This is a genomic window from Streptomyces coeruleofuscus (assembly GCF_039532725.1).
GTDB lineage: Bacteria > Actinomycetota > Actinomycetes > Streptomycetales > Streptomycetaceae > Streptomyces > Streptomyces coeruleofuscus.
This window is the reverse complement of record NZ_BAAASE010000001.1, coordinates 1,177,924-1,198,952: the sequence shown is the minus strand read 5'-3', so window position 1 is coordinate 1,198,952 and position 21,029 is coordinate 1,177,924. Positions and strand designations below refer to the sequence as shown.

Below are 21,029 nucleotides of genomic sequence, written 5' to 3'. Positions count from 1 at the left end.
GTTCCCAGGAGGCACTCCCGATGACCCGTCGTCCGTACCGGCTCCTCCGCGTTCTCTCCTCCGCCCTGGCGGCAGGCACGCTGCTGACCACCGCGGCATGCTCGGACGACGGCGGCACGGACGGTTCGCGCGTCTCGGGCGTCACCGCGTCACAGGCCGCCGGGCAGCGGCAGACCCCCTCTCCCACCGCCACCCTCACCACGGACCGCGCCCGCACCGCGCTGGTCACCGAGGCGGACGTCGAGGACGGCTGGACGCAGGTCAAGGACACGGAGGCCGAGAACTGGCACGACAGCCTGCTCATCGGCAGGGTCGACGTCTCCGACTTCCTCACCGCCAAGGCCCAGGCCGCCGACTGCCGGCGGCTCCTCGACTCCCTCTTCGACGACGACCTGCTGGGCAGGCCGTCCGGAGCGTCCGAGCTGCGCGGCTTCGAGCAGGGCGACTCGCGACTGCTGTACCAGGTCGCCTCCTACGAACGGACCGACCCGCAGGACTCCTTGAACTGGATGGCGAACCTGCCGGAGAAATGCGACCAGTTCACCGTCACCGACGGCGGCGAACAGCGCACCGTCCAGGTCGTCGAGACCTCGCTGCCCGGCGTGGGCGACGCCCGTGAGGGCCTGCGCGTGACGGTGAAGGGCACGACCGGGGGCACGGAGGCGACACTGACCCTGGACGTCGCCGCCGTACGCGTCGGCGACGACGCGATCACCGTCACGGCGGGCGGGCTCGACGGGGACGAGAACGACTCCGTCGAGCAGGCGGTGCGGCTCGGCACCCAGCGCCTCGAGGACGTGCAGGCCGGCAAGACGCCCGCCCCGTTCCCCGGCGATCTCGAGTAACACGGTCCGCGGCTCTCCCCACCGCGCGCGGACGGCCCCGCCGGTCTGCCGATTCCCGGGACGGCGTGATCACCGGAGCGGCACAATGACGCCGACGGCCGGTACCGGTCGCTCGTGCGAGGAGAGGAAGAGACGTGAGTGAGAGCCACACCCCGCCGAGCGGCTCGGCGAGGCTGAACACCGGTGTGGCGCACAACGCGCGCGTGTGGAACTACTGGATCGGCGGCAAGGACAACTACGAGGTCGACCAGCAGGTCGGCGAGCACGTGGCCGGCATGTTCCCGATCATCCGGGACATCGCCCGCGCGGACCGGGACTTCCTGGGCCGGGCCGTGTCGTTCCTGGCCGGCGAGCGCGGAGTGCGGCAGTTCCTCGACATCGGCACGGGGCTGCCGACGGCGGACAACACCCACGAGATCGCCCAGCGGGTCGCGCCCGACTCCCGGATCGTCTACGTCGACAACGACCCGATCGTGCTGGTGCACGCCCGTACCCTGCTGACCGGCACCCATGACGGCGTCACCGCCTACATCGACGCCGACGTGCACGACCCGGAGGCCATCCTCGAACGGGCCGGGCAGACCCTCGACCTCACCCGCCCCGTCGCCGTCATGATGCTGGGCATCCTGAACTTCGTCCTGGACACGGACAAGGCCCGGGACATCGTGCGCCGCGTGATGGCCGCGGTCCCCTCCGGCAGCTTCCTCGTCCTCACGCACCCGACGTTCGACGACGAGCTCGGCGGCGCGGGCCAGATCCCGGCCATGAAGTTCTGGAACGAGAACGCCACTCCCCCGATCACCGCCCGCAGCGGCGCGGACATCGCCGCGTTCTTCGACGGTCTGGAACTGCTCGAGCCGGGCATGGTGTCGTGCGGGCAGTGGCGCGCCGACGCCGGCTCGGCCGTGCTGGTGCCGCAGTACGGCGCGGTGGCCGTGAAGCCCTGACACCGGGCGCCCACCTTCGTCGAGGAGGACGTATGACGACCCTGGCCGATCCCGTGCCCGGCGGGCGTCCCGGCGATGTCGAGCGGGCCACCGCGCTGAGCGGCGAGCTGTCCGGGCGGGGTGTGCACGGCGTCGTGCTGTCCTACGTCGACACCGCGGGCATCGGCAGGGTGAAGACCGTCCCGACGGCCCGGCTCGCCTCCGCCGCGGCCTGGGGCGTCGGCATGTCCCCGGTGTTCGACACGTTCCTGGCGAACGACTCCGTCGTCACCACCGACGTCCTCGGCTCCCCCGACGGCGATCTGCGCCTCTACCCCGACCTCGACCAGCTCGTGGTGCTGGCCGGGCAGCCCGGCTGGGCGTGGGCGCCGGTGGACCGGGTCACGCAGGACGGGGAGCGGCACCCCGGCTGCGCGCGCACGTTCCTGCGCCGCGTCGTCACCGAGGCGGCCGAGCGGTACGGCCTGACGTTCAAGGCCGCCGTGGAGGTCGAGTGGACCGTGGCCCGGGGGGACGCGCCGGGTGACGCGTTCGTGCCCGCGACGACCGGTCCGGCGTACGGGGCCGCGCGGCAGGTCGAGCTCGGCGACTGCACCGCGGACCTGCTGGCCGCCTGCGCGGCCCAGGGCCTCGATGTGGAACAGGTCCATCCCGAGTACGCGGCCGGGCAGTTCGAGATCTCGGTGGGTGCCGTCGACCCGGTGGCGGCGGCCGACCGCAGCGTGCTGGTGCGGCAGACGGTCCGCGCGGTGGCCCAACGGCACGGGCTGCGCGTCTCGTTCGCCCCGGCCGTCGTGGGGCAGGGCGTCGGCAACGGCGGGCACGTCCACCTCTCCGCCTGGCGCGGCGCGGTCAATCTGCACGCCGGGGGCGAGGGCCGGTACGGCATGACGGCCGAGGCGGAGTCGTTCACGGCCGGCCTCCTCGCCCACCTGCCCGGTCTCACGGCCGTGACCGCGCCGAGCCCCGCCAGCTGTCTGCGGCTCAGGCCCTCCCAGTGGGCGGGGGTGTTCACCGCCTGGGGCCACGAGACCCGGGAGACCGCCCTGCGCCTCGTCACCGGCACCGCGGGCCTGCGCGACCAGGCGGCGAACCTGGAGATCAAGCCCGTCGACCTGGCCGCCAACCCCTACCTCGCGATCGGCTCCCTGATCGCCGCCGGGCTGGACGGACTGACCTCGTCCGCCGCCCTGCCCGAGGAGACCACCGGGGACCCGGCGCGGCTGGGCGAGGCGGAGGCGGCGGCCCGGGGCGTACGGCGGCTGCCGGTCTCGCTGGAGCAGGCCGTCGAGGAGTTCCGCGAGGACGGTGTGCTGCGGGCGGCCCTCGGCCCGGTCCTGGCCGACGCGGTGATCGCCGTACGGCGGGGAGAGCTGGCGTCCGTCACCGGGCTCGACGACGACCAGGTGGCGGCGGCGTACCGGTGGAAGTACTGACGTGGGCGCGGTCCGCGAAGCGCTCGACGCGCTGGGCCTGGTCGACCACCACTGCCACGGCACGGTGGCCGCCGATCTCGACCGGGAGGCCTTCGAGCCGCTCCTCACGGAGGGCGACGCGTGGCCGGGCGTCTCGCCGTTCGACAGCCCCGTGGGCGTGGCCGTGCGCCGCCACTGCGCTCCCCTGCTGGACCTGCCCAGGCACGCCCCCGTCGAGCAGTACCTGGCCCGCCGCTCGGAGCTCGGCCGGCGCGAGGTGCAGCGGCGTTTCCTGCGCGCCTCGGGCACGGACGTCTTCTGTGTCGACACCGGTTTCGCCCCGGACCGGCTCACCACCCCGCGCGAGATCGCCGAGGCCGCGGGCGGGTCCGCGTGCGAGGTCGTGCGGCTGGAGAGCGTCGCCGAGTCGGTGCGGGCCGCGGGGGTCGAGCCGGACGGCTACTCCGACGCCTTCCGGGCGGCGGCGCTGGCCGCCGTACGGCGGCCCGGCGTGGTGGGCGTGAAGTCGGTGGCGGCCTACCGCACCGGCTTCGACCTGGACCCGGCCCGCCCCTCGGACGCTGAGGTCACCGGCGCCGCCCGGCACTGGACGGCCCGCGGCGGCCGGCTGGACGACCCGGTCCTGGTCCGGCACCTGCTGTGGACCGCCGTCGACCTCGGTCTGCCGCTCCAGTTGCACACCGGGTTCGGCGACAACGACATCCGTCTGCACCGGGCCGACCCGGCCCGCCTCACGGACTGGCTGCACCTGACCGCCGGGACGATCCCGGTCCTGCTGCTGCACTGCTGGCCCTACCAGCGGCAGGCCGCGTACCTCACGGCGGTCTTCGAGCAGGTGTACCTCGACGTCGGCCTCACGCTCCACCACGTCGGCCCCGCCCGGGCCGGCGCGGTCCTGGCGGAGGCACTGGAGATCACACCGTTCCGCAAACTGCTGTACAGCTCCGACGCCTATGGTGTGCCGGAGTTCTTCCACCTCGGGGCGCTCGCCTTCCGGCAGGGCCTGGCGGGACTGCTCCAGGAGCGGGTGGACGCCGACGAGCTGTCCCTGCCGGACGCGCTGCGGATCGCCCGGTGGGCGGGCCGGGACAACGCCCGGCGGGTCTACCGGTTCCCGGACGACTCCCCGTGAGGTGGTTGAACGGCGTGTGGCCGGTCACAGTTCCTCCCGAGCGGCTATCCAGGAAGTCCGAACGGCTGAAAGTATGATCAAGCGATGTCTGACATGACCGAAACCACGCCCGGCTGGCTGTCCTCCGACGAACTGGAGATGACACGCGCCCGCATGCCGATCCTGTACGTCGACGCCGTCCCGGTCCGTGTCGACGACAGCGGCGAAGTCACGAGTGTCGGTGTGCTGCTGCGCATGGGGCCAGACGGAACGGTCAGCCGGACGCTGGTCTCCGGCCGTGTGCTGCACCACGAACGCGTCCGCGACGCCCTCCTGCGCCACCTGGAGAAGGACCTCGGTCCGGTCGCGCTGCCCCGTGTCCCGGCGTCGCTCCAGCCGTTCACGATCGCGGAGTACTTCCCGACGCAGGGCATCACGCCGTACCACGACCCCCGTCAGCACGCGGTGTCCCTCGCCTACATCGTGCCGGTGACGGGCGACTGCCGGCCCCGGCAGGACGCGCTGGACCTGGTGTGGTTCAGCCCGCAGGAGGCGGTCTCGGAGGCGGTGCAGAGCGAGATGCCGGGCGGCCACGGGGTGCTGCTGAAGCAGGCGCTGGCCCATGCGGGGTGTGCGATCTGACCGCCCGGGGCGCCGGCGGCACGACCCCTCCGATGCGGCTCCTGGACATGCCGCTGCACGACCCGTTCGTCGTCGCCGACGACGAGACCCGCACTTATCACCTCTACACGTCCAACGTCCCGTCCGTGTCGGGCGTGGACGGCACCGGCACGATGGTCTACCGCAGCCACGACCTGCTCGACTGGACGCGCCCCGTCGTGGTGTTCCTGACCGCCGGGCAGGAGGGGATCTGGGCGACGGACGGCGCGTGGGCGCCAGAGGTACACGCGTGGGACGGCAGGTACTACCTCTTCACGACGCTGCACAACGAGAACAGGCCGCTGCCGGTCCCGCCTCCGAACCAGTGGGGCGTGCCGTTCCGGACCCCGACCCATATGCGCGGCACGATCACGGCGGTCTCCGATTCGCTGCTCGGCCCGTTCACCGTCCTCGACCCCTCACGCCCCGTCCCGCCCGAGCACCTCATGACCCTCGACGGCACGCTGTACGTCGACCCGTCCGGGCAGGCCTGGATGGTGTACGCGCACGAGTGGCTCCAGACGATCGACGGAACCATGGAGGCGATCCGGCTGACACCCGACCTGTCCCGGACGGTCGGCGACCCGGTTCACCTCTTCAAGGCCTCGGACGCGCCCTGGACCGCCGAGCAGATCCCCGCCGGCGTACCGCACCAGCTGCCGCCGTACATCACCGACGGCCCCCAGCTGTACCGCACCCCTGACGGATCCCTGCTCATGCTGTGGTCGACGTACGAGAAGAACACGGCCGGCCAGGACGGCACGATCAGCGGCGGCTACGTGCAGACGTACGCCGTGTCGAGATCCGGGGACATCCAGGGCCCGTGGCAGCAGCACCGGCCCCTGGTCCGTGACGACAGCGGCCACGGCATGCTGTTCCGCACCTTCGACGGGCAGCTGATGATGATCCTGCACCGGCCGTTCGAGAACGCCCGCGGGAAGCTGTACGAGATGGAGCTCCGCGGCCATGAGCTGATGGTGCTGCGCCGGCGCGACGACCTGGACGGCGGCGGCTGACGCAACGCGAATCAGCGGGTCCGCCGATACCGGCCGACCCGCTGATCGATTCTGTCGGGACGACAGGATTTGAACCTGCGACCCCTTGACCCCCAGTCAAGTGCGCTACCAAGCTGCGCCACGTCCCGTTGCCCATCTGACCTGGGGATTCCCCCGGCCGAACGCGCAGGGAAACAATACCGCACTCGCACCGGTGATCGCGCATCCGTTTCCGGGCGTCCGCCGCTTGACCTCAACATTGGTTGAGGTTGCACGCTCGTGCACATGACGAACGCGACGGACATGACACACACGTACGCCGACCTGCCGGGGCTCATGGGCCTCATGACCGGCGACGAGAAGCACGGCCCGGCCGCGACGTCCACGCTGGACGTGCTGTGGGTGCTGTACGACCGGGTGCTGCGGGTGAGCCCGGAAGGGATGGCCGATCCGGAGCGGGACCGGTTCCTGCTCTCGAAGGGGCACGGGCCGATGGCGTACTACGCCGTGCTGGCCGCCAAGGGCTTCGTGCCGGTGGAGTGGCTGCCCGGCTTCGGCTCGTACGACTCGCCCCTCGGTCACCATCCCGACCGCACGCTCGTGCCGGGGGCCGAGATCGGCAGCGGATCGCTCGGGCACGGGTTGCCGATCGCCGTCGGTACGGCGCTGGGGCTGCGCGCCCAGGGGCTCGACGAGCCGCGGGCGTGGGCGCTGATCGGGGACGCCGAGCTGGACGAGGGCAGCAACCACGAGGCGATCGCCTTCGCCGGGCCCGCCGGGCTCGACCGGCTGCACACGGTCGTCGTCGACAACTCGTCCGCGACCTACGCGCGGCCGGGCGGGATCGCCGCCCGCTTCGAGGCGGCGGGCTGGTCCGCGCTGACCGTCGACGGCCGTGACCACGAGGCGCTCTACGCCGCCTTCACCGCATCGCACCCGGGCCGCCCGCACGTGGTCGTGGCCCGGGTCGAGCCCAAGTCCGCCTGATCTCCCCGCCGGAAAGGAAGCAGAACTCCATGGACACCATGCGTGACCGTTTCGCCCCTGTCGTCTCCCGGCTGCTCGACGAGGATCCCCGCGTCGCCGTGGTCCTGGCCGAGATCGGCGTGGACGGCTTCGCCGAGGCCGCCCGCCGCCATCCCGACCGGGTCGTCAACGTCGGCATCCGCGAGCAGCTCCTGGTCGGGACGGCGGCCGGGCTGGCGCTGACCGGGCTGCGGCCCGTCGTGCACACGTTCGCCAGCTTTCTCGTCGAGCGGCCCTTCGAGCAGGTCAAGCTGGATCTCGGGCACCAGGACGCGGGCGCGGTGCTGGTGAGCGCCGCCGCCTCCTTCGACTGGCCGGCCGGGGGCTACACCCACATGGCGCCGGGCGATGTGGCGCTGCTCGACACCCTGGACGGCTGGACCGTCCATGTGCCGGGCCACCCGGACGAGGCCGAGACGCTGCTGCGGCATGCGGTCGCCGCGGGCGACGACAAGGTGTACGTGCGGCTGTCCCTTCAGTCCAACGGGCGGGCACTGCCCGTCGACGGGCAGCGTTTCCGCACGGTCCGCGAGGGGCGCTCCGGTGTCGTGGTCGCCGTCGGGCCGATGCTCGACACGGTGCTCGCCGCCACGGAGGGCCTCGACGTCACGGTCCTGTACGCGACCACCGTCCGCCCCTTCGACGGGGCCGCCCTGCGCCGGGCCACCCAGACGGCCGGGACGGACGTCGTGCTCGTCGAGCCCTACCTGGCGGGCACCTCGACGGCGGCCGTCAACGACGCGCTGTCCGAGGTGCCGCACCGGGTGCTGGGGCTGGGTGTGGGCCGTCGCGAACTGCGGCGATACGGGCAGGTGGAGGAGCATGTCGCCGCCCACGGCCTCGACGCCCGGTCGCTGCGGGAGCGCATCGGGGGCTTCGTCGGGGCGGCGGTTCCCGCGTGAGGCCCGGAGGTCACTCCCCCGCCGCGAGGCCCAGCCGGGGGTGTGCCTCCAGGAGCCGGGTCGGGGCGGCCTGGCGCCAGGAGTCGGCCAGGATGTCCCGCAGTTCGCCCTCGTCCTCCAGCGCGTCGAGCCGGGCCCGCACCCAGGCGAACTGCGCCTCGTGGTCGGCGATCCAGAACTTCTCCGGCTCGGCGAGCACCAGTTCGTCCCGCTCCTCCTTCGGGCAGCGCACGGCGATGGACGTCTCGTCCTCCGGCAGCGTGGCGAACATCTTCCCCGCGACCCGGAACGTGGGCATGCTCCAGGCGATCTTCTCCGTCGTGTCCGGCAGGGACAGAGCGATACGTCTTACGTCTTCGGCATCCGGCATGGCAGGCACGGTATCGGCCGCCACTGACAATCACCTGGTGAGAGCGGTTGCCGGTACGCGCTTGTAGTAGATCGTCGTCGGGCGCAGCTCCCCGTCGGGGCTCGCCGCGTAGTCGGGGATCACGCCGATCGCGGTCCAGCCGGCGGAGCGGTACAGCTGCTCGGCGGGGCTGCCGGTCTCGGTGTCCAGGTGGAGGAGGGTGACGCCGGCCTCGGCGGCAGCGCGCTCCGCCGTGGTCAGGAGCCCGCGTCCGAGGCCACGGCCCCGGGCGTCCCGATGCACCATGAGCTTGACGAGTTCGGCGCGGTGACGGCTGTTCGGCTTGGCGGGGAAGGCCAGGCTCACGGTGCCCAGCACCCGGTCCCCGTCGTGCGCCGCCCACACGGCGAGCCGTCCCGCTGCCACGTCGGCGGCCCGTTCCTCCCACCAGGCGAGGGCCGCGGCACGGTCGAGCGGGGCGAGGAAGCCGACCGAGGCACCGCCGTTCACGGTGTCGGTCAGCAGGTCCGCCAACGCCCCGGCGTGCCGGAGCACTTGAGTCTCGTCCAGACGGATCACGGCCGCACCACCGCCAGCAGGTACCGGACACCCTCGGGAGCGGCGCACCGGAACCGGGTCGGGCCCCACACGCGCATCCGCAGGCAGTCACCGGCACTCAGCTGGTGTTCGGTGTCCTGCGCGGTCACGTCGAGCGCGCCTTCCAGGACCCAGATGTGCTGCTCCAGACCGGCCACGGGCGGACGGTCGTAGGCGATGTCGGCGCCGGCGGTGAGGCGTCCCTCGACGAGCTCGCCGCGCAGCGCGGCGTGCGGTGGCGACACGGATCGCCGTACGAAGCCGGAGGCCTGGTCCTGCCAGACGGGCTGGTCGGCCGTCCGCACCACGGGGGCCGGTTCGGCCTCGACCTCGCTGAGCAGCTGGGACATGGTCCGCCCGTAGACGGCGCACAGGCGGTTCAGGAGGGAGGCCGTGGGGCTGATCTCCGCCCGTTCGGCCCGGGAGAGGGTGGACCGGCTCACCCCGCTGCGGTCGGCCAACTCGCCCAGGGAGTAGCCGCGTTCGGTCCGCAGCTCGGCCAGGCGGGCGCCCAGCCGGGTGTCGACCGCGTCGATGTCATCGCTTCTCACATATGGGACACTATCCCGGATGTGAGACGCCCGCGTTAACGAATCCTCACACCCGGGCCGCCGCGCCGAGCGCGTCCAGCACCGGGCGGATCAGGGGGTGTTCCTCGGCTCCACGGCGTACGGCGGCGAAGACCCGCCGGGTGGGGGCCGTGCCGTCGACGGGGCGGACGACCACTCCGGCGAGGTCCATGCCGCGCAGTGCCGAGCGCGGCACGAGGGCGACGCCCGCGTCGGCGGAGGCGAGGGCGACGACCGCCCGGAAGTCGTCCGAGGAGTGCTCCATGCGGGGCTGGAAGCCGGCGTTCTCGCAGGCCAGGACCACCACGTCGTGGCAGGGGTTGCCGGGGTACGGGCCGATCCACGAGTCCTTGGCCAGTTCGGCGAGCGGGACCTCCACCGCGTCGGCCAGACGGTGGGTGACCGGCACGACCGCGTCGAAGGGCTCCGCATAGAGCGGCACATGGGTCAGTCGCGGGTCATCGGCGGCCGGGGCGCCCCGGTACTCGACGGCGACGGCGACATCGACCTGCCGGTCCAGCACCATCGGCAGGCTGGCGTCGCCCTCGGCGTCCTGGACGCGGATGCGGATCCCGGGCGCCGTCGTGGCGAGGCGGGCCACCGCGGGCGCGACGACCAGGACGATGCCGGTCGCGAAGGAGGCGACCGTGACGGTGCCGGCCGCTCCCGAGCTGTAGGCGGCGAGCTCCGCCTCGGCCCGCTCCAGCTGGGCGAGGACCGCGTTGGTGTGGCTGAGCAGGATCTCGCCGGCGGGGGTGAGGCGTACGCCCTTGGCGCCGCGCTCGACGAGCCGGTGCCCGGTCTCCTGCTCCAGCGCGGCGAGCTGCTGGGACACGGCCGACGGGGTCAGGTACAGCGCGGCGGCAGCCGCCGTCACCGTACGGTGGTCGGCCACCGCACGGAGGATGTGGAGCCGCCGCGCTTCGATCATGCGATCGATTCTCTCAGGTCGCCGGTGCTTTTCAGCCGGCCAGCTCCGCCCGTGCCGCAATGAAGGCGTCGACCGCGCGGTTGACGTCCTGCGTCGAGTGCGCGGCCGACAACTGGACGCGGATCCGGGCCTGGCCCTGCGGCACGACCGGGTACGAGAAGCCGATCACGTACACGCCGCGCTCCAGCAGCAGCTCCGCCATGCGCCCGGCGACCGCCGCGTCACCGATCATCACCGGTGCGATGGCGTGGTCACCGGGGAGCACGTCGAAGCCCTCCTCGGTCATGCGGCCGCGGAAGAGGGCCGTGTTCTCGGCGAGCCGGACGCGCAGGTCGTCCGCCGACTCCAGCAGGTCGAGCACCTTCAGGGAGGCCGCCGCGATGACGGGGGCGAGGGTGTTGGAGAAAAGGTACGGCCGGGAGCGCTGACGCAGCAGGGCGACGATCTCGGCGCGGGCGGCGACGTAGCCGCCGGAGGCGCCGCCGAGCGCCTTGCCGAGGGTGCCGGTGATGATGTCGACGCGGTCCATGACGCCGTGCAGCTCGGGCGTGCCGCGGCCGCAGGGGCCGACGAAGCCGACGGCGTGCGAGTCGTCGACCATGACCATCGCGTCGTAGCGGTCGGCGAGGTCGCAGATCTCGCGCAGCGGGGCGACGTAACCGTCCATGGAGAAGACGCCGTCGGTGACGATCAGCCTCCGGCGCGCGTCGGCGGCCTCCTTCAGCCGGGCCTCCAGCTCGGCCAGATCACGGTTGGCGTACCGCAGGCGGCGGGCCTTGGACAGCCGGATGCCGTCGATGATCGACGCGTGGTTGAGCGCGTCGGAGATGACCGCGTCCTCGGGGCCGAGCAGCGTCTCGAACACGCCGCCGTTGGCGTCGAAGCAGGAGGAGTACAGGATCGTGTCCTCCTGGCCGAGGAAGGCCGACAGCCGCGCCTCCAGTTCCTTGTGCACCTCCTGGGTGCCGCAGATGAAGCGGACGGACGCCATGCCGTAGCCCCAGCGGTCCAGGGCCTCGTGGGCGGCGGCGACGACCTCGGGGTGGTCGGCGAGGCCGAGGTAGTTGTTGGCGCAGAAGTTGAGGACCTCGCCCGGCCGGCCGCCCGCGGTGACGTTCACGGTGGCGGACTGCGGGCTGCCGATCACGCGCTCGGGCTTGTGCAGGCCGGCGGCGCGGATCTCGTCGAGGGTGGCGCGCAGGTCGTCGCGCACGGAGTCGAACATGAGGGCTCCTGAAATGCTTGCGGTGAAGGGGAGTTACGCGGTCCAGTCGAGGATGACCTTGCCGCCGCGGCCGCTCGCCGCGTCGGCGAACGCCGCCTCGAAGTCGCGGAAGCCGTACCGGCCGGTGATCACGGGCGCGAGGTCGAGGCCGCCTTCCAGCAGCACGGACATCGCGTACCAGGTCTCGAACATCTCGCGGCCGTAGATGCCCTTGACGGTGATCATCGAGGTGACGATCCGGGCCCAGTCGACGGGGAACTCCTGCGCGGGCAGGCCGAGCATCGCGATCCGGCCGCCGTGCGTCATGTTGGCGATCATGTCCCGCATGGCCTCGGGGCGGCCGGACATCTCCAGGCCGATGTCGAAGCCCTCGCGCAGGCCGAGCGTGCGCTGCCCGTCGGCGATGGTGGCGCCGGCGACGTTGAGCGCGAGGCTGACACCGATCTTGCGGGCCAGTTCCAGCCGCTCCTCGCTGACGTCGGTGATCATGACGTTGCGGGCTCCGGCGTGCCGGGCCACGGCAGCGGCCATCAGGCCGATCGGGCCCGCGCCGGTGATCAGGACGTCCTCGCCGACGAGCGGGAACGACAGCGCGGTGTGCACGGCGTTGCCGAACGGGTCGAAGATCGCGGCCACGTCGAGGTCGACGGGCACGCGGTGCACCCAGACGTTGGCGGCTGGCAGGGCGACGTACTCGGCGAACGCCCCGTCCCTGCCCACGCCCAGCCCGATGGTGGCCCGGCACAGGTGACGGCGGCCGGCCAGGCAGTTGCGGCACTTGCCGCACACCAGGTGGCCCTCGCCGCTCACCCGGTCGCCGACGGCGATGTCGGTGACGTCCCGCCCGGTCCCGACGACCTCGCCGACGAACTCGTGGCCGAGCACGAGCGGGGTGCGGATCGCCTGCTGTGCCCAGCCGTCCCAGGCCCTGATGTGCAGGTCGGTGCCGCAGATACCGGTGCGCAGCACCTTGATCAGTACGTCTCCGGGCCCGACGGCGGGCTCCGGGACGTCCGCGAGCCACAGTCCGGGCTCCGCCTTCTGTTTGACCAGCGCCTTCACCGCTACGGCTCCAGGGGGTGAGTCCCGGGTCCGGGCACGCCGAAGGTGCCCCTGGGCCGGGAAAGGAGTGGAATCGCACAGCAATCTGCCGTACGGCGGCCGCACCGGTCCATCGAGGTTTTCTTAAGCGGCGCCTCAGCTTTCCTTCACGCCCGCCCGGGGGCGCCGCGGGAACCCGGGGCGTGTCAGTAGGGCAGCCTGCCGTCCCAGCCCTCCAGCTGTACGACGAGCTGCGCGGCGTGTTCCTTGATGGCCGTCAGGCCCGGCTTCCCCCACGGCCGGGGCCCGACGTCGGCGACGCTGACCGTGCCCAGCACCAGGCCCGAACCGTCGATGAGGGGCGCTCCCAGATAGGAGCGGATACCGAACTCGTCGACCACCGGGTTGCCCGCGAACCGCGGATAGTCGTGGACGTCCTCCAGGGCCAGGGCTTTGCGTCGCGCCACCACATGGGGGCAGAAACCATGGTCGCGGGGCAGAGTACGGCCCACCCGGGGGCTGGAACCGTCGCTCCGCACCACCGGCGCGATGGCCGGAACGTACAGCCCCGCGTAGAACTGGCCCCGCTCGTCCGGGAAGTTGACCATGGCGTACGGCGCCCCGGTGAACTCGGCGAGGCGGTGCGCGAAGGCGTCGAGTGCGGGTTCGGGGCGCTCCCCCAGACCCAGCAGGCGCAGTCGGCCGGCTCGGGCGGGGGCCTCCTTGTCCTCGGGTGTGAGCAGTAGACGACCGGCCGGACGCGGCGGGTCGTAGCTCATGGGCGTCCTCCCGGACTGTGGGCATGCGTCATATACGGGCTCCCTGGCGGGTGTTGGGGGATCACATGTGGGCGCCATACCCCGTCGTGGGGGCGGGCGCATGGGCGATGAGGTGACGCACGAGGGTCAGCAGGGTCTGGACCCCGGAGCTGGAGATCCGGGCGTCACAGCACACGACGGGGATCTCCTCGGAGAGGTCGAGGGCCGCGCGCACCTCCTCCGGGTCGTAGCGGTAGGAGCCGTCGAACTCGTTCACGGCGACTATGAAGCCGAGGCCGCGCTGTTCGAAGAAGTCGACGGCCGCGAAACACTCCTCGAGGCGGCGGGTGTCGGCGAGGATGACCGCCCCGAGCGCGCCCTCGCACAACTCGTCCCACATGAACCAGAACCGTTCCTGGCCGGGGGTGCCGAACAGGTACAGCACGTGTTTCGGGTCGAGCGTGATGCGGCCGAAGTCCATGGCCACGGTCGTCTCGACCTTGTTCTCGATGCCGTCGAGGTTGTCGGTCGCGGCGCTGACGGTGGTGAGCAGCTCCTCCGTGCTGAGCGGCGCGATCTCGCTGACCGCGCCGACGAAGGTCGTCTTGCCCACGCCGAACCCGCCCGCCACCAGGATCTTGAGGGCGGTGGGGAAGGGATCGCCGCCGTGGCCGGAAGCGTCGGCGTAGTCAGAGCTGTCGTCGTAGTCCATCGAGCACTGCCTCCAGAAGGGCCCGGTCCGTCGGGTTGTGGTGGAACGCGGGGGGCTTGGTGGTCAGCGCCCCGCAGTCGACGAGGTCCGCCAGCAGCACCTTGGTGACGGCCACCGGCAGCTTCAGATGGGCGGCGACCTCCGCGACGGCGACGGGCACACTGCACCGCTCGAGTGCCTGCGCGTGCTCGGGGCCGAGGTAGCCGAGGGGGGTCGCCCCGGTGGCCATCACCTGCGACATGAGGTCGAGCGCGACGGTGGGACGGGTGCGGCCGTTGCTGACCGTGAACGGGCGCACCAGCCGCCCGGCCGCGTCGTCGAGCCAGGGCCCGTCACCGGCCGCCGCCACGCTCAAGGCCTCATCGCCGGGGGTTCGACGGACTGCTGGCGGGGAGCGGTGACCAGGTACGGGCGGACGCTCTTGACCAGCATCGCCATCTCGTAGCCGAGGACGGCCGCGTCGGCCTCCCGGCCGGCGAGCACGGCCAGGCAGGTGCCGGAGCCGGCGGTGGTGACGAACAGCAGGGTCGAGGCGAGTTCGACCACGACCTGCCGGACGTCGCCGCCGTCGCCGAAGCGGACGCCGGCGCTGCGGCCGAGGGAGTACAGGCCGGAGGCCAGGGCGGCCATGTGGTCGGCGCTGTCCGGGTCGAGGCCGTGCACGGACTTCACGAGTCCGTCGCAGGACAGGAGCACCGCGGCGGTCGTGTGCGGTACGCGCTGCACGAGGCCGCTCATCAGCCAGTCGAGATCGGAAACATGGGCGGTCGGCGCATCGCTCGCCATGGTGGATCGACTCCTTGGGGTACGAAGGTCTGCGGGAGCGCTGGGGGTGGGGGTGGGGGTGGAAACGGGGGTGGTCATCCGGCGGGTGCGCTCCCGTCGTGCCGGGTGGTGGTGTGGTCGGGGTGGGACGCGGTCACACCGTCCCGGGCGCCGCGCGCCTCGGTTGTGCGGGCCGCGTCCACGGTGGGGAGGGACTCGGTGTGCACCGGCTCCATGGGGATCGGGTCCCTGTGTGGGGACTCCGTCAGTGCGGACTCCCGGTGTGCGGACTCCCGGTGTGCGGACTCGCTGTGGGGCGGCTGCATGTGTACCGGCGCCAGGTGTGCCGACTCCATGTGCGTCGGCTCCATGTACGTCGACTCCGTGTGCGTCGGCTCCATGTCGCCCCACTCCATGTTCCCGGCTTCCATGTGCTGTTGGGCCTCGGCGAGGCTGATGCCGCGCTGGAAGGCCGCCATCAGGCCGGGGTCGTGGCTGACGAGGTGGTCGGAGTCCTGGCGCGGCGTGGGACCGTCGCGCAACTGGGGGGCGATGTGCTCCTGGGCGCGGCGGCGGGGCAGCTGGGGCTTGCCCATGGTGCCGCGCACGGTGCCGTTGCGCGGGGTCGGCGGCGTGGTCACGTTCTCGGCGAGGACACGCCGGTCGTCGGCACTGATACCGGGCCTCGCCTCGGCCGGGTTGGGCCGCTCCCGACGGGTCCCGCGCACGGGCAGGGGCGCGGGCCGACCGCTCTGCGGGCTTCCGCCGGAGCCCCGTTCGGCCTCCTGCCGGTGCGTCCGGGATGCGGCGGGCGGGACAGGCGGCAGTGCTTCGGGCGCGACACTTGCCCCGGACGAGAATCCGTACCCCACCGAGGACACCGACGCGGGCGCGGATCCGGCCTCGGGCGGGCTTCCGAGCCCGGCCCCACCGGACACGGTCCCCTCGGCTCGGGACATCCCCCTGGACGCCGCGCCGTCTCCCGCCCCGGCCGCGGACTGCCCGAGCTGTCCCTGCTGTCCCTGCTGCCGGGTCTGCCGCAGCGGTACGGCAGGGCGATCCGTACCGCCCGCCCCGCCCTCCGGCTGCCCGGTGCCCCCGGGCGCACCCGCCTCCGCCCCCAGCAGCGCCTGCGGTACGACGAGCACCGCCTGCACCCCGCCGTAGATGTTGCTCTGGAGGCGGACGGTGATGCCGTGCCGCCTGGCCAGCTGCGAGACGACGAACAGCCCGATGCGGCCGTCCGCGAGGAGCCGGGCGACGTTCACCTGGTCCGGGTCGGCGAGCAGCGCGTTCATCCGCGTCTGCTCCTCCAGGGGCATGCCCAGTCCACGGTCCTCGACCTCGACGGCGAGCCCCGAGGTGACGAGGTTGGCGCGCAGCAGCACCTGGGTGTGCGGGGCGGAGAACACCGTGGCGTTCTCGACGAGTTCGGCCAGCAGGTGGATGACGTCGGCCACGGCGTGTCCCCGCAGGGTGCCGTCGATCGGCGGTACGAGTTTGACCCGCGAGTACTGCTCGACCTCGGCGATGGCCGAGCGCAGCACCTCGGTCATGGGGACCGGGTTGCTCCACTGGCGGCGGGAGACCGCCCCGCCGAGCACGGCGAGGTTCTCGGCGTGACGGCGGATGCGGGTGGCGAGGTGGTCGACGTGGAAGAGCCCCTTGAGCAGGTCGGGGTCCTCCATCTCGTTCTCCAGCTCGTCGAGGATGGAGATCTCGCGGTGCACCAGCGACTGGAGGCGCCGGGCGAGGTTGACGAACACCTCGAGCTTCTGTTCGCTGCCCGCCTGGCTGGAGAGCTGCGAGGCCTGCACGACGGCGCTGACGGCGCCGTCGTGCGCACGGGTCAGGTCGGCGGAGAGGAGTTCGAAGTCGTCGGCGCCCTCGGCGGGACCGCCGCGCTGACCGGCCGGCGGGCCGAGCTGCGGCGGTCCGTCGCCGCGGCGCAGGGTCTCCACCAGGGCGCGCAGGTCGGCTTCGCGCCGTGCGGTGGTGCGACGCAGGACACCGATGCGGTCGTACACGGACCGGGCGGCCCGGTTGGCGGCCACCGCGGCGACGACGATGCCGACGAGGGTCACCGAGACCGCCCCGGCGAGCACGGCCCACAGCATCGGCCCCGGCCGCGCTCCGGTGGACCGGACGGTGAAGAGGACGGCGGCGCAGCCGCTGAGGGCGACGGCGGTGGGCGGCAGCACGGCGAGACGCAGCAGCTGGGGCCGTATATGAGTCTCGGGCAGCGCGGGTGCGGTGCGGGCGGCCGGCCGCCCGTGCCGCCCGCCTTCACGGCGGTCTGCGCGTGCGGCGGGGGCGCGGAGGTGCGACATCGGTGTCCTCGAACTGGTCCGTCGGGCCTGGCTGCCAGGGGGGCTTGCGGTGGTACGCCCGGGCTCACGGGGTCGCTTCCGCGCGCTCCGAGCCGTCAGCCCGGGCTCGCCCCGCTCCCGCCCGGCACCGCCGCGTCCGGAGTCCGTGCGCTGCCCGGGGCCGGAGGCGGCCGCCACGGCGGCGCCCGTACCGGCGTCGGTCGTGCGCGGGCAGCGGGAATCCCCCTCGCGTCGACTCCCTCGTCCGCCTTGCGCCTGCACGTGCCGGTCCCCACTCCCTGATCCGCCTGTTTCCCGACGGACACTGACAGTAGTCGTCAGCGCATCATGTGCGGTGGGCAGTTGACAAACTCATACGGTGAGCGTCCCGCTCTGGTATGAGGTCTCGTACGACAGACCGATAACTCCGAGACACGTCCGGCCACGACCGAAAGCAGTTCGATACGACCTGGTCAGAAGCGGTCACACAGACACGGCGAGGGCCGGGGAGCCTCGCGCTCCCCGGCCCTCGCCGTCTCCCCGCCGTCCGCTCCGGCTCAGCCCGCCGGAAGCGTTTCAGGGTCCTCCGTACCCTTCCCCGCCTTACCCTCTTCGTCACTCAACGTATCGGCCTGGGCCACGGCTGCCGCGTTCGACGCGGTCCTGATCGTGGCGTCGGCGAGGGCTTCACCGGCCGGGAAGCCGCCCGCCGGGGCGAGCGCCACCCCACGCCACCACGGCTCGGACGGGACGGTCCCGGCCGTGGGCTCGAAGGGTTCACCGGGGTGCGGCAGGGCGATCCGGGCGCCCACGGCACGGGCGGCCGCCAGCGTCCCCTCACCGGGCTCCGCCCACGGATGGGTCGCCAGGTTGAACGTGGCCCAGTGGATCGGCAGCATGGGTCCGTGCTCCGGTCCGCCCTGGAGATCGAGGTGGGCGCGCATGCCCTCCTCGGGGGTCATGTGGATGTCGGGCCAGAAGTCGGAGTACGCGCCGATCTGGATCATCGTGGCGTCGAACGGCCCGTGCTCCGCACCGATCTCCTGGAAGCCGTCGAAGTAGCCGGTGTCACCGCTGTGGTAGATCCGGTGCTCGTCACCGGCGACGACCCAGGAGGCCCACAGGGTGTGCTGGGTGTTGCGCAGCCCCCGCCCGCAGAAGTGGCGGGCCGGAGTGGCGGTCAGGGTGAGGCCGCCGATCTTCGTGGTCTCGTGCCAGTCCAGTTCGCGCAGCCGGCCGGCGGAGACGCCCCAGCGCTCCAGGTGCTCCCCGACGCCGAGCGGCACGGCGAACAGCGTGTCCGTGCCGGCCAGGGCCTTGATGGTGGGCATGTCCAGGTGGTCGTAGTGGTCGTGCGAGATGACCACGACGTCGACCGGGCCGAGCGCGGCCAGCGGCAGGGGCGCCGGGTGCAGCCGCTTGGGGCCGGCGAAGGGGAACGGGGAGCACCGCTCGCCCCACACCGGGTCGAACAGGACGCGCCTGCCGTCGATCTCGGCGAGCACGCTGGAGTGCCCCATCCAGGTCAGCCGCAGCCCGGTGGCCGGCGGCCGGGCGATGTCGGCGAGGGTGGTGGCGTGCACCGGCACGGTGCCCTTCGGGCTGCGGCGCGGCCGGGTCTCCTTGTCGAAGAAGACCTTCGCGAAGTCCAGCGCCGAGCCCGAGGGCCGGGTTCGCGCGGGGCCGCCGGGGTTCCGGAAGACCCCGTTCTCGAAGTGGGGCGATCTGCGGATGCGCGCCATGCGCTCGCCGCTCGGGTCCGCGCCGAACGCGCCGGGCCGGAGCGCGCGGAGCCCGGAGCTCAGAGAACGGAAACCGGCCACGGTACCTCCAGGTGGAGTCGGTCAGGCTTTCCATTATGGGCGGCCCCTCCGACAACACTGGGCCGCAGGGGTCCCACGACGGTGATACTGAACGGAGATTCAGTAATCACGGCGAAAATCAGCAATCACGGCGAAGGAGCCCGCATGGCCAGTCCCCTGCTGTCCCTCACCTGGACCGACCACATCACCGGCCGTCAGGGCTTCCTGGTCGTCGACCGGCTGGTGCGCGGTGTCGCCAGCGGCGGCCTGCGGATGCGGGCGGGCTGCACCCTGGACGAGGTCACCGGCCTGGCCCGCGGCATGACCATGAAGGAGGCCCTCCACTACGACCCGGACAGCCGCTACGTCCCGCTCGGCGGCGCCAAGGGCGGCATCGACTGCGACCCGCGCGACCCGGAGGCCTACCCGCTGCTGGTGCGGTACCTGCGCGCCATGCGGCCGCACATCGAGAGCTTCTGGACGACCGGCGAGGACCTCGGACTCAGCCAGGACCTGGTGGACCGGGCCGCGGCCGAGGCGGGGCTGGTCTCCTCCGTCCAGGCCGTGTACCCGCTGCTGGAGGACGGGGCCGAGGCCCGGCGGCGGCTCGGGGACGCGTTCGCGGTGGAGGTGGACGGGATCGGCCTGGACGAGCTGGTGGGCGGCTGCGGTGTGGCCGAGGCGGCCCTCACGGCGCTGGACGGTGCCGGGGTGCCCCACGCGGGGACGCGGGTCGCCGTCCAGGGGTTCGGCACCATGGGCGGGGCCACCGCGCGCTTCCTCAGCCGCACGGGACTCACCGTCGTGGCCGTCGCCGACATCAAGGGCACGATCGCCAACCCGGCGGGGCTCGACATCGAGGCGCTGCTCGCCGCACGGGATGCCTTCGGCACCGTGGACCGCTCCGCGCTGCGTCCCGGTGACCGCGAACTGCCGGGCGACGCCTGGTTGTCGGCCGACACGGACGTCCTGGTGCCCGCCGCCGTCTCGTACGCGATCGACGCCGGGAACCAGGACCGGATCACCGCCCGCTGGGTCGTCGAGGCGGCCAACATGCCCGTACGGCCGGAGGCGGAACTGCTGCTGGCCGCACGGGGGGTGACCGTGCTGCCGGACGTCGTGGTCAACTCCGGGACGAACGCCTGGTGGTGGTGGACGCTGTTCGGGGACATCGGCGCCGACGCCGAGGAGGCGTTCGCGCACACCCGCCGCTCGATGCGGTCCCTGGTCGAGCGGATGCTGGCCCGCGCACAGGCCGACGGCACGACACCGCGGGCCGCCGCCCACGCGCTCGTGGCGGACCGGCTGCCGGTCATAGCGGAACGCTTCGGCTGGTACCGCTGACGGACGGCGAGGCTCCTGCGGGCACCTTGCCGGACCGGCCGAATACACACGTCAAGCGGGTACACGCGCGTGTGTAGGGTGACGGCGTGACGAGAGTCCGGTTGAGCGTGGCGGAACGGCGCGGCGAACTGCTGCGGGCCGCCGTCGAGCAGATCGAGGCCCGGGGTGTGACGGCGGTCAGGATCGCCGACGTGGCCTCGGCGCTCGGCGTGAGCAACGCGCTGGTGCTCTATCACTTCTCGACCAAGGAGAAGCTGGTCGCCGCCGCGTTCCGGCACGCGGCCGAGGCCGATCTCGCCCATCTGCGCAGGCTGCTCGGCCGCCGCACGTCGGCGCTGCGCCGACTGCGGTCGGCCGTACGGTGGTACGCCCCGACAGGCCAGGCCAAGGGCTGGCCGCTGTGGATCGAGGGCTGGGCGGCGGCACTGCGTGAGCCCGCGCTGCGGGAGGTCACCCAGGACCTCGACAGGCAGTGGAAGGCGGCCCTCGCCGAGGTCATCACGGAGGGCGTGGCGGCGGGCGAGTTCCCCTGCCCCGACCCGCACGGCACGGCCCTCCGCCTCACCGCCTTCCTCGACGGCCTCGCCGTCCAGCTGACGTCCTACGCGGGCGCGCTGCCGCGGGCTCGGGCGCAGGAGTGGGCCGAGGAAGCACTGGCTCGCGAACTGGGCCTGGAATCCGCGGTCTTGACCCGACCCTGACCGG

General features: G+C 72.6%; 22 protein-coding genes and 1 tRNA gene. 10 read left to right on the top strand and 13 right to left on the bottom strand.

The features are described from left to right. The first annotated feature begins 20 nt into the window (after positions 1 to 20). The 6 genes from ABFX81_RS05230 (at position 21) to ABFX81_RS05205 (ending at position 6,015) form a co-directional block, all read left to right on the top strand. The gene (locus ABFX81_RS05230; RefSeq protein WP_086853626.1) at positions 21 to 845 is read left to right on the top strand and encodes a hypothetical protein; all 825 of its coding nucleotides are present in this window, start codon (positions 21 to 23) and stop codon (positions 843 to 845) included. Between the two features lie 134 nt (positions 846 to 979). Continuing rightward, a complete protein-coding gene (locus ABFX81_RS05225) occupies positions 980 to 1,792 on the top strand; it encodes an SAM-dependent methyltransferase (RefSeq protein ID WP_086853597.1) in 813 nt (270 codons plus the stop codon). A gap of 32 nt (positions 1,793 to 1,824) precedes the next feature. Further along, positions 1,825 to 3,228, top strand: coding sequence for a type I glutamate--ammonia ligase (locus tag ABFX81_RS05220; RefSeq protein ID WP_086853599.1), 1,404 nt, complete (start codon positions 1,825 to 1,827; stop codon positions 3,226 to 3,228). A gap of 1 nt (position 3,229) precedes the next feature. Then, complete coding sequence (locus ABFX81_RS05215) at positions 3,230 to 4,360, top strand: amidohydrolase family protein (protein ID WP_086853601.1); 1,131 nt, start codon at positions 3,230 to 3,232, stop codon at positions 4,358 to 4,360. Between the two features lie 84 nt (positions 4,361 to 4,444). Then, positions 4,445 to 4,981, top strand: a complete 537-nt coding sequence (locus ABFX81_RS05210; protein ID WP_086853602.1) for a DUF4916 domain-containing protein — start codon at positions 4,445 to 4,447, stop codon at positions 4,979 to 4,981. A gap of 32 nt (positions 4,982 to 5,013) precedes the next feature. Next, positions 5,014 to 6,015, top strand: a complete 1,002-nt coding sequence (locus ABFX81_RS05205) for a glycoside hydrolase family 43 protein (RefSeq protein WP_346137673.1) — start codon at positions 5,014 to 5,016, stop codon at positions 6,013 to 6,015. A 54-nt stretch (positions 6,016 to 6,069) separates the two neighbouring features. Here the strand turns inward: ABFX81_RS05205 and ABFX81_RS05200 are convergent. After that, positions 6,070 to 6,143 (bottom strand) — tRNA-Pro (locus ABFX81_RS05200). Positions 6,144 to 6,279: 136 nt separating this feature from the next. Here ABFX81_RS05200 and ABFX81_RS05195 point away from each other — a divergent pair. Then, positions 6,280 to 6,981 (top strand): transketolase, encoded by a 702-nt coding sequence (locus ABFX81_RS05195; protein WP_086853606.1) that lies wholly within the window; start codon positions 6,280 to 6,282, stop codon positions 6,979 to 6,981. A 29-nt stretch (positions 6,982 to 7,010) separates the two neighbouring features. After that, positions 7,011 to 7,922 (top strand): transketolase C-terminal domain-containing protein, encoded by a 912-nt coding sequence (locus tag ABFX81_RS05190; RefSeq protein ID WP_086853607.1) that lies wholly within the window; start codon positions 7,011 to 7,013, stop codon positions 7,920 to 7,922. Between the two features lie 10 nt (positions 7,923 to 7,932). Here the strand turns inward: ABFX81_RS05190 and ABFX81_RS05185 are convergent, their stop codons facing one another. The 12 genes from ABFX81_RS05185 to ABFX81_RS05130 form a co-directional block, all read right to left on the bottom strand. Beyond that, positions 7,933 to 8,292, bottom strand: coding sequence for an MmcQ/YjbR family DNA-binding protein (locus tag ABFX81_RS05185; RefSeq protein WP_020270920.1), 360 nt, complete (start codon positions 8,290 to 8,292; stop codon positions 7,933 to 7,935). Positions 8,293 to 8,322: 30 nt separating this feature from the next. Further along, positions 8,323 to 8,850: a GNAT family N-acetyltransferase gene (locus tag ABFX81_RS05180; protein WP_086853612.1), complete on the bottom strand. Its 528-nt coding sequence runs from the start codon at positions 8,848 to 8,850 to the stop codon at positions 8,323 to 8,325. Continuing rightward, the gene (locus ABFX81_RS05175) at positions 8,847 to 9,419 is read right to left on the bottom strand and encodes a helix-turn-helix domain-containing protein (protein ID WP_086853614.1); all 573 of its coding nucleotides are present in this window, start codon (positions 9,417 to 9,419) and stop codon (positions 8,847 to 8,849) included. The genes ABFX81_RS05180 and ABFX81_RS05175 overlap by 4 nt, the downstream gene beginning before the upstream one ends. A 46-nt stretch (positions 9,420 to 9,465) precedes the next feature. Then, on the bottom strand, positions 9,466 to 10,368 hold the full coding sequence (locus tag ABFX81_RS05170) for a LysR substrate-binding domain-containing protein (protein WP_086853616.1): 903 nt from the start codon (positions 10,366 to 10,368) through the stop codon (positions 9,466 to 9,468). A 31-nt stretch (positions 10,369 to 10,399) separates the two neighbouring features. Further along, the gene (locus ABFX81_RS05165) at positions 10,400 to 11,593 is read right to left on the bottom strand and encodes a glycine C-acetyltransferase (protein WP_086853618.1); all 1,194 of its coding nucleotides are present in this window, start codon (positions 11,591 to 11,593) and stop codon (positions 10,400 to 10,402) included. 33 nt (positions 11,594 to 11,626) lie between these two features. After that, positions 11,627 to 12,655, bottom strand: coding sequence for an L-threonine 3-dehydrogenase (gene tdh / locus ABFX81_RS05160; protein WP_086853620.1), 1,029 nt, complete (start codon positions 12,653 to 12,655; stop codon positions 11,627 to 11,629). Positions 12,656 to 12,840: 185 nt separating this feature from the next. Beyond that, on the bottom strand, positions 12,841 to 13,413 hold the full coding sequence (locus tag ABFX81_RS05155) for a GAF domain-containing protein (RefSeq protein ID WP_086853622.1): 573 nt from the start codon (positions 13,411 to 13,413) through the stop codon (positions 12,841 to 12,843). A 61-nt stretch (positions 13,414 to 13,474) separates the two neighbouring features. Then, entirely contained in the window at positions 13,475 to 14,104 is a 630-nt protein-coding gene (locus ABFX81_RS05150) for an ATP/GTP-binding protein (protein WP_086853624.1), read from the bottom strand. Further along, positions 14,082 to 14,453 (bottom strand): DUF742 domain-containing protein, encoded by a 372-nt coding sequence (locus tag ABFX81_RS05145; RefSeq protein WP_010044672.1) that lies wholly within the window; start codon positions 14,451 to 14,453, stop codon positions 14,082 to 14,084. Before ABFX81_RS05145 ends, ABFX81_RS05150 begins: the two co-directional genes overlap by 23 nt. Positions 14,454 to 14,455: 2 nt before the next feature. Further along, entirely contained in the window at positions 14,456 to 14,890 is a 435-nt protein-coding gene (locus ABFX81_RS05140; RefSeq protein WP_346137672.1) for a roadblock/LC7 domain-containing protein, read from the bottom strand. A gap of 74 nt (positions 14,891 to 14,964) precedes the next feature. Beyond that, positions 14,965 to 17,199 (bottom strand): ATP-binding protein, encoded by a 2,235-nt coding sequence (locus tag ABFX81_RS05135; protein ID WP_346137671.1) that lies wholly within the window; start codon positions 17,197 to 17,199, stop codon positions 14,965 to 14,967. Between the two features lie 536 nt (positions 17,200 to 17,735). Then, the gene (locus ABFX81_RS05130) at positions 17,736 to 19,001 is read right to left on the bottom strand and encodes an MBL fold metallo-hydrolase (protein ID WP_086853665.1); all 1,266 of its coding nucleotides are present in this window, start codon (positions 18,999 to 19,001) and stop codon (positions 17,736 to 17,738) included. 144 nt (positions 19,002 to 19,145) lie between these two features. Here ABFX81_RS05130 and ABFX81_RS05125 point away from each other — a divergent pair, with 144 nt between their 5' ends. Further along, positions 19,146 to 20,324 (top strand): Glu/Leu/Phe/Val dehydrogenase dimerization domain-containing protein, encoded by a 1,179-nt coding sequence (locus ABFX81_RS05125; RefSeq protein WP_086853663.1) that lies wholly within the window; start codon positions 19,146 to 19,148, stop codon positions 20,322 to 20,324. Positions 20,325 to 20,410: 86 nt separating this feature from the next. Beyond that, positions 20,411 to 21,025: a TetR/AcrR family transcriptional regulator gene (locus tag ABFX81_RS05120; protein WP_346137670.1), complete on the top strand. Its 615-nt coding sequence runs from the start codon at positions 20,411 to 20,413 to the stop codon at positions 21,023 to 21,025. The last annotated feature ends 4 nt before the right edge of the window (positions 21,026 to 21,029 follow it).